At 45.3% G+C, this 5,857-nt stretch carries 8 protein-coding genes; 2 read left to right on the forward strand and 6 right to left on the reverse strand.

The window, feature by feature from the left end; translation table 11 throughout:
* Nucleotides 1–294 precede the first annotated feature (294 nt).
* Nucleotides 295–594 (reverse strand): protealysin inhibitor emfourin, encoded by a 300-nt coding sequence (locus AC14M5_RS19640; protein ID WP_484031411.1) that lies wholly within the window; start codon nt 592–594, stop codon nt 295–297.
* A gap of 508 nt (nt 595–1,102) precedes the next feature.
* Here AC14M5_RS19640 and AC14M5_RS19645 point away from each other — a divergent pair.
* Entirely contained in the window at nt 1,103–1,321 is a 219-nt protein-coding gene (locus AC14M5_RS19645) for a CsbD family protein (RefSeq protein ID WP_484031412.1), read from the forward strand.
* Nucleotides 1,322–1,393: 72 nt separating this feature from the next.
* The gene (locus tag AC14M5_RS19650; RefSeq protein WP_484031413.1) at nt 1,394–1,663 is read left to right on the forward strand and encodes a GlsB/YeaQ/YmgE family stress response membrane protein; all 270 of its coding nucleotides are present in this window, start codon (nt 1,394–1,396) and stop codon (nt 1,661–1,663) included.
* 146 nt (nt 1,664–1,809) lie between these two features.
* Here AC14M5_RS19650 and AC14M5_RS19655 read toward each other — a convergent pair whose 3' ends face one another.
* From AC14M5_RS19655 to AC14M5_RS19675, 5 genes are all read right to left on the reverse strand, one after another.
* Nucleotides 1,810–2,667, reverse strand: a complete 858-nt coding sequence (locus tag AC14M5_RS19655) for an aldo/keto reductase (protein WP_484031414.1) — start codon at nt 2,665–2,667, stop codon at nt 1,810–1,812.
* A gap of 109 nt (nt 2,668–2,776) precedes the next feature.
* Complete coding sequence (locus tag AC14M5_RS19660) at nt 2,777–3,403, reverse strand: response regulator (protein WP_484031415.1); 627 nt, start codon at nt 3,401–3,403, stop codon at nt 2,777–2,779.
* Between the two features lie 884 nt (nt 3,404–4,287).
* Complete coding sequence (locus AC14M5_RS19665; RefSeq protein WP_484031416.1) at nt 4,288–4,950, reverse strand: hypothetical protein; 663 nt, start codon at nt 4,948–4,950, stop codon at nt 4,288–4,290.
* Nucleotides 4,937–5,083, reverse strand: coding sequence for a hypothetical protein (locus AC14M5_RS19670; protein ID WP_484031417.1), 147 nt, complete (start codon nt 5,081–5,083; stop codon nt 4,937–4,939). Before AC14M5_RS19670 ends, AC14M5_RS19665 begins: the two co-directional genes overlap by 14 nt.
* 214 nt (nt 5,084–5,297) lie before the next feature.
* On the reverse strand, nt 5,298–5,666 hold the full coding sequence (locus tag AC14M5_RS19675) for a hypothetical protein (protein ID WP_484031418.1): 369 nt from the start codon (nt 5,664–5,666) through the stop codon (nt 5,298–5,300).
* Between the last annotated feature and the right edge of the window lie 191 nt (nt 5,667–5,857).

The raw sequence follows: 5,857 nt of genomic DNA on the forward strand, positions 1-5,857 counted from the left end.
ACACCAGAATATAATCGCTTATGGGCTCAACCCATCAACTGGTCGTGGACGCGTCGCAATTTGCACGATTGGGCAGCAAAGAAATCATCAGCACTATGTTGAATTACTTATCGAACATTCCACTAGCATCATTACGTGGATACTATAGCTTTATTTCGTCGTACTGGAAATCACACAGCGCCATACCCCCCTTGGTTGAAAATAATACCCCTAATAAACTCCACGGCCTGGCAAATCCACTCGAATAAGGGAATCTGCCAGGCCAGGATCATTTGTTTAGATCTACTGTCCCTGCTAGATGAGGATTCTCATCAGAGTCAATTCCTTGACCAGTGGGAACAGTGACTTTGGCATGGCAGTATCAGTAGTGCGGACGGTGTGGTTTTTGGCGCCATTTTGTACAGTGACATCATATTGAAATTCATCTGAGGAAGCGCGTCCTGCCAGATTCTGGGGGATGTTGAAAAAGTCTGCATCATCGATCAGCTTTTGCAGGCGTTGTGTTTCATCCTCAGGCAGGCTATCAAGGTTCAGGTCTAAATGCAGCTCGTTACCGATTACACCACCAGAACGTCTAAAGGTAATCTTAGTCATTTCTAACTCCTTTCAGTTATAGACGAATCAATTCGCGAAACTCATGCGATATTACGCACGGTGAGATTGAACGCATATTCAATATAAAACAGGGGCATCCTTCTTTCAATCCCACCATGGTTTACTTAATGATTAAATGTAATTAAAGTTAAATCCAAATTTGATAACACATGCTGATATTTATTAAGATCTCAATCAACAGGATGATGAATTAATAGAGTTTCGTTAGAATTCGGGTGGATTAATAAAATTCTATTTCCCGGCGACCTATAATAATTTATAGAGGGCAACAATGGTTTGCATATTCAAACTGTCATACAACCTAAGGGAAAGTTGAGTTGACAGTTTTGCATCGAATGAGGCTTGACCCTGCAACACAATACTTCAATCTCTGAGGCACAAGAAGCCATCTCCCAACCAGTAAACTAACAGCCTCATTTGAAGCTATATTAAGGTCCTTGGGTGGATGGGCCTACCCAACATGCCAATGAGAGAAAGGAGATTGCTGATGAAGATGACAATCAATCAGGATGTGCGGGCTGGCAAATGGAAACAATTTCGAGGCAAGATATTGCAATGGTGGGGCAAGTTGACAAAAAATCGAATGAGCCAAATCCGCGGTTTCTGGGAAGAATTTGTCGGTCTGGTACAGGAACGTTATGGATATTTCAAGGATCAAATCGAGAAAAAAATGTCGAAACCTGCTAAACATATCAAATGGAGATAGCACAATCCCCCAGGATATAACAGGATCTTATAAAGCTAACATAAATCAGGGTTGCACACGAAAGGAGCAAAAATGACTCTCATAGATTTTCTCGTCCTGGCGCTCGTCGCTGCCATTTGCGGGTTTATCGGACAGGCCTTGGTCGGTTACTCAATCGGCGGCTGCCTGGTATCGGCAGTGGTCGGATACATTGGCGCATTGGTCGGTTTATGGTTGGCGCGTCAGTTTGGATTACCGGAGTTGATCGCAGTTAATATTGGAGGCCAGCCATTCCCGGTAGTGTGGTCCATCATCGGCTCAGCGCTATTAGTCGGGATTCTGGCTATGTTCCGACGAATATAATAGGGATGTCTATTTGACAGGAGCGACCCAATGGGCCGCTCCTTTTTATTAATTTACCTTGCGCATCTACGCTTCGACTGCGAGCGGGAACGAGCATACTTTGACAAGCTCAGTAACCGCCCGATCTCCGCTCAGCGCGTACTTCGTCATGTAAAGAGCGGTTTCATTTCGAGACGCTGAACCAAATCCTGCATTTGCTGATCGGATGGCGGATTCTCAAAGCGATGTGCAGCATCAAAAATGCGAGGCAGAATGTTGAGATCACCAGCAGTGTTGAGAAAAACCTGTGGATCGCCAAAGACCCAGTGTACGGCCAGATCAATATCCGCTTGGTCTTCCAGTGGACGATACCATGTGGTGTGACTTGGCCGCATATCATTCCACGGTGAACGCGTGACCCCTTTGATGGTCTGCACGGCGATATTCCGTTCCTTGCAGATTGACAGCACCTTATTGAAGCCATCGGCGTACTGCGGATTTTGCAGCATAACAAAGTTATATGGCAATAGCACAGAGTCGAAATCGAATTGAGCGAGGGAGCGCAGATGAAACTGCGGGACGGGCACACCATGACCGGTCACCCCGATGAAGCGAACTAGTCCTTCATCACGGGCACGGATAACCGCTTCGATCACGCCGCCTGGGCCGAAGGCAGTCACCCAATCATTTTCCTCGTGCAAGGCGTGGAGTTGGATCAGGTCCACTTGGGGAACATGCAACAGGTCCAGCGAGAGGCGGATATCGTCGTAGGCGGCCTCCTTCGTGCGCTTCTCTGTTTTGGTTGCAAGGAAAAATGGCTTGCCATGGCGGCGAATCCAATCCCCTAGCAATTCTTGTGAGCGGCCATAACTGGCAGCGGTATCCACATGATTGACGCCGTTTTGCAGGATCAGATCCATGGCGGCATCCACTTCTTTTTGCGGCGTATCCCAAAAGGCGGCTGCGCCAAAAATGGTGCGAGTGCTGTTATGGCCTGTGCGTCCAAATGGAAGAGTGGGAATCATTTGTTTCTCCGACCCGAAGAGTCTTTCTCAGGAATTTCGAATTTAAGAATGAATTGAGATTTTGAAATTTTTTGCCTTGCCGATTTTCAACATAAATGAGCGTTGGCAATTATACAGAGTCAACATATTTTTGAAGCTGCGTGTAGATTTGATCAAGCAGAAGCCTTAATTCCTCTCGTTCATCCTTGGCGTGACGAAGAGACTCCTGAAGCGATTCCTTATCCCCATCCTGGGTTTCCAGCAGAAACTCATCGCGTGCAATGTGCTTATTTTTTTGATCCAGCTTTGCTTCGAGCCGCTTGCGATATCCATCATAGAAATTGAATTCCCTAAGCAGGTTGGTGCGGGCAGGGGCGCCGTCTTGCAGGAGCTCCGAAATGGTTTGCAAAAAGATTTCCATGTTCACCGGCTTCTGGATAAAACGAGTTGCCCCAATATTCAATGCAAATTCCTGATCTGCAAGTGTGACGTAAGTAGCTGTGATAAACACTACTGGGATATCCTGGGTTTGAGAGTCCAAGCGCAGCCTATGGACGAGGCCAAAGCCGTCCATTTTTGGCATCATAATATCGGCAATTACGATCGATGGGCGCTCTCTCTGAATGGTCTCCAACCCCTCCTTGCCATTATGCGCGGTCAGCACGCGATACCCCTCAAACGTCAGCGCTGTTTCCAACAACTTCCGTATATCGGGATCATCCTCCACGATGAGCAGGTACCCTTGGATCGCATTCATATTCTCTTATCCTAATTCCTGTTGCTAAATTGGCAATATTAATTGCATTACTATTTCCAATGCCGTATCGCGGGCTTCCGCATAGCGATTCTATTATGACACTACTGGAACTTGTTTTCAATGCTGGGAGTCGCCCGCAAGTGCAACTCTTCCTGCGTTTCAGGCTGTTTATGCTTCTCCGATGGCTTCTGCTCAGGTATATCATCTCGATACCAATCATCATGAAGTGACCATAATTTGCAATGTGGGCATTGTGTATCGTGCCACATCTTTGAACAACGCGGACAAACACTATGAGTAGCAAATGTATGCCAATTATGGCCACAGCCCGGGTTACATTGCCAAAGGATATTCGGAGTCGGGTGAAAGTCACATTTTGGACAGGCGATTCTCATTTTATAACCTGGTGAAGGGAGCTTATAACATAACTTTAAGGGAATTACCCCATAATATTTATAATGAACAATAGCATATATGACTGAAAGGGGCTTGCCCGCAATTCTAACATCCATCCAAATAATCAAAACCCCACAAGGAGGTACCCATCCACGAATAAAACCACGAATGCACGAATATCGCGTCATTCATTCGAGTATTCGTGAAAAATTCGTGGACGGTCTTCACGAGAACGCCTCCGCCAAAAGACTCTTAAACAATCCCTCGACCAGCCTCCCCGCCTCGGACATCCACCCTCGCAAACACTCGATCCACGCCACCGCGCCCACAAACTCTTTTTGTATCTCTCCATCGTCCGTAGGGACACAGCTGAGCGACGCACGGGTTTTGACGAAGAATCGTTCCGCTGTGTCTCTACCCATCAAACGCCTCGGGGATTCTCCCGCACAGACCCTCGACCCGCGCCACCACACCCGCAAGTTTATTCATCATTGCGATGGAGACTTAACTTTAACTAGCGTCGAATTTTGCATGGCATCCTTATTGACTACAATTTGATACCATTCTTGCAAAGGCACTATATCATCACCATAAATTGCCACTTTAACAAAATATGACTTAATAGGGAAAACTTTACCCAAAGGCAAAGGTTGTTTTCTCGATGAAATACGGAACTTTACTATTTTTTCTTTGTGGCGAATTCCCGCGATATCTAAAAATTCAGAATCTCCCGCGTAAATATTTACAGGAGCAAAATCTACCAACTCATCATCCTGTCTAGCCCAGAAAAAGTAAAGTGGATCGTATCGAATTGATTTTCCGTCTTCATCAACAAGTTGCACCAATCTGCCAACACAATTCTTGGCTACAGATTTTCCCGCATTTGTAATCTTCAATCTTAGATATGTTTTCTTGCCTTCCTTTTTATCAAATAGAGCGGTTTCTACATCTGGTTCAGATATTAGATTCGGTCTACGCAGTGTTTGGCGTACCACAGAAAAATACAGACTTATCCATGAAGTAACTACAGCTGCCAAACCAGCAAGATAGGTTGGAACATTGTCCACTGATTGAGTAATCAGAGGAATAGATACTAAAATAATGATGACTACGCTGCCAATTATCGGAATATAAACATCAACTCTTCTCATTGAAATCTCCTTCTGTGCCAGACGCCTCCGCCAACAGATTCTCAAACAACCCGTTGACCTGCCTTCCCACCTCGGACATCCGCCCACGCAGACTCTCGACCAGCCGCACCACGCCCACAAACTCTTCTTGCACCCTATACATCATGAGATATTCGATGGCCTAAAGTTATACTTCTCACCAAGTGCAACAATTATGTTTTGCCCTTGTTGAATTAATCTACTTGTAGAAACACTATACTCCTTATAACTTTTTGCCCGCAGCGCATCTTGCAAGAAACGATTAAGCTCTTCTGAATATCGAGCAACTCGGTGAAAATCTTCTTGATCCAGCAGCTTTGACAAAGTTATCATTGAATCGCCAAGTTTCTTGCTTGCATTGTAGCTGTCTCTTTGCAATGTCTTATCGCATTTATTAAAGACGAATCGCCAGTAAGTGGTGCTCGACCTAAACGAAACTCTCGGTCAAGAAAACCCTGTTGAACAAGATAACTCACAAAATCTTTCAATAGCCGTTCCGCTTCATTGGTCGCTCGATAACTTTCATACAAGGCATTCCGAATTTCGTCTTTTCTCTCTTTTTCGCTTATGAAGTAGTCAATGGTCTGTTCTGCAATCAGTACCCCTATTGGAGTAATAATAGTGAGAATCTGCAACGCAGTCGAAAATGGTTCAGGGTCGGCAATCGTATTTGCCTTATCAAGATTCTTTTGGTTCATAGTTATTCTCCAAAACTCTCGTCCAACATAGCCCGAAACAACCGATCAACCTACCGCGTGGACTCCCTAGTGGAATGTTCGATAAGTAATTCAACATAGTGCTGATGATTTCTTTGCTGCCCAATCGTGCAAATTGCGACGCGTCCACGACCAGTTGATGGGTTGAGCCCATAAGCGATTATATTCTGGTG

The sequence above is a fragment of the Candidatus Villigracilis sp. genome, from assembly GCF_057083605.1.

Bases quoted from the DNA above. Each gene is read 5' to 3' on its own strand.
- AC14M5_RS19640 (WP_484031411.1), bottom strand. From the start codon at position 594: ATGACTAAGATTACCTTTAGACGTTCTGGTGGTGTAATCGGTAACGAG.
- AC14M5_RS19675 (WP_484031418.1), bottom strand. From the start codon at position 5,666: ATGAACCAAAAGAATCTTGATAAGGCAAATACGATTGCCGACCCTGAA.
- AC14M5_RS19660 (WP_484031415.1), bottom strand. From the start codon at position 3,403: ATGAATGCGATCCAAGGGTACCTGCTCATCGTGGAGGATGATCCCGAT.
- AC14M5_RS19665 (WP_484031416.1), bottom strand. From the start codon at position 4,950: ATGAGAAGAGTTGATGTTTATATTCCGATAATTGGCAGCGTAGTCATC.
- AC14M5_RS19655 (WP_484031414.1), bottom strand. From the start codon at position 2,667: ATGATTCCCACTCTTCCATTTGGACGCACAGGCCATAACAGCACTCGC.
- AC14M5_RS19650 (WP_484031413.1), top strand. From the start codon at position 1,394: ATGACTCTCATAGATTTTCTCGTCCTGGCGCTCGTCGCTGCCATTTGC.
- AC14M5_RS19645 (WP_484031412.1), top strand. From the start codon at position 1,103: ATGAAGATGACAATCAATCAGGATGTGCGGGCTGGCAAATGGAAACAA.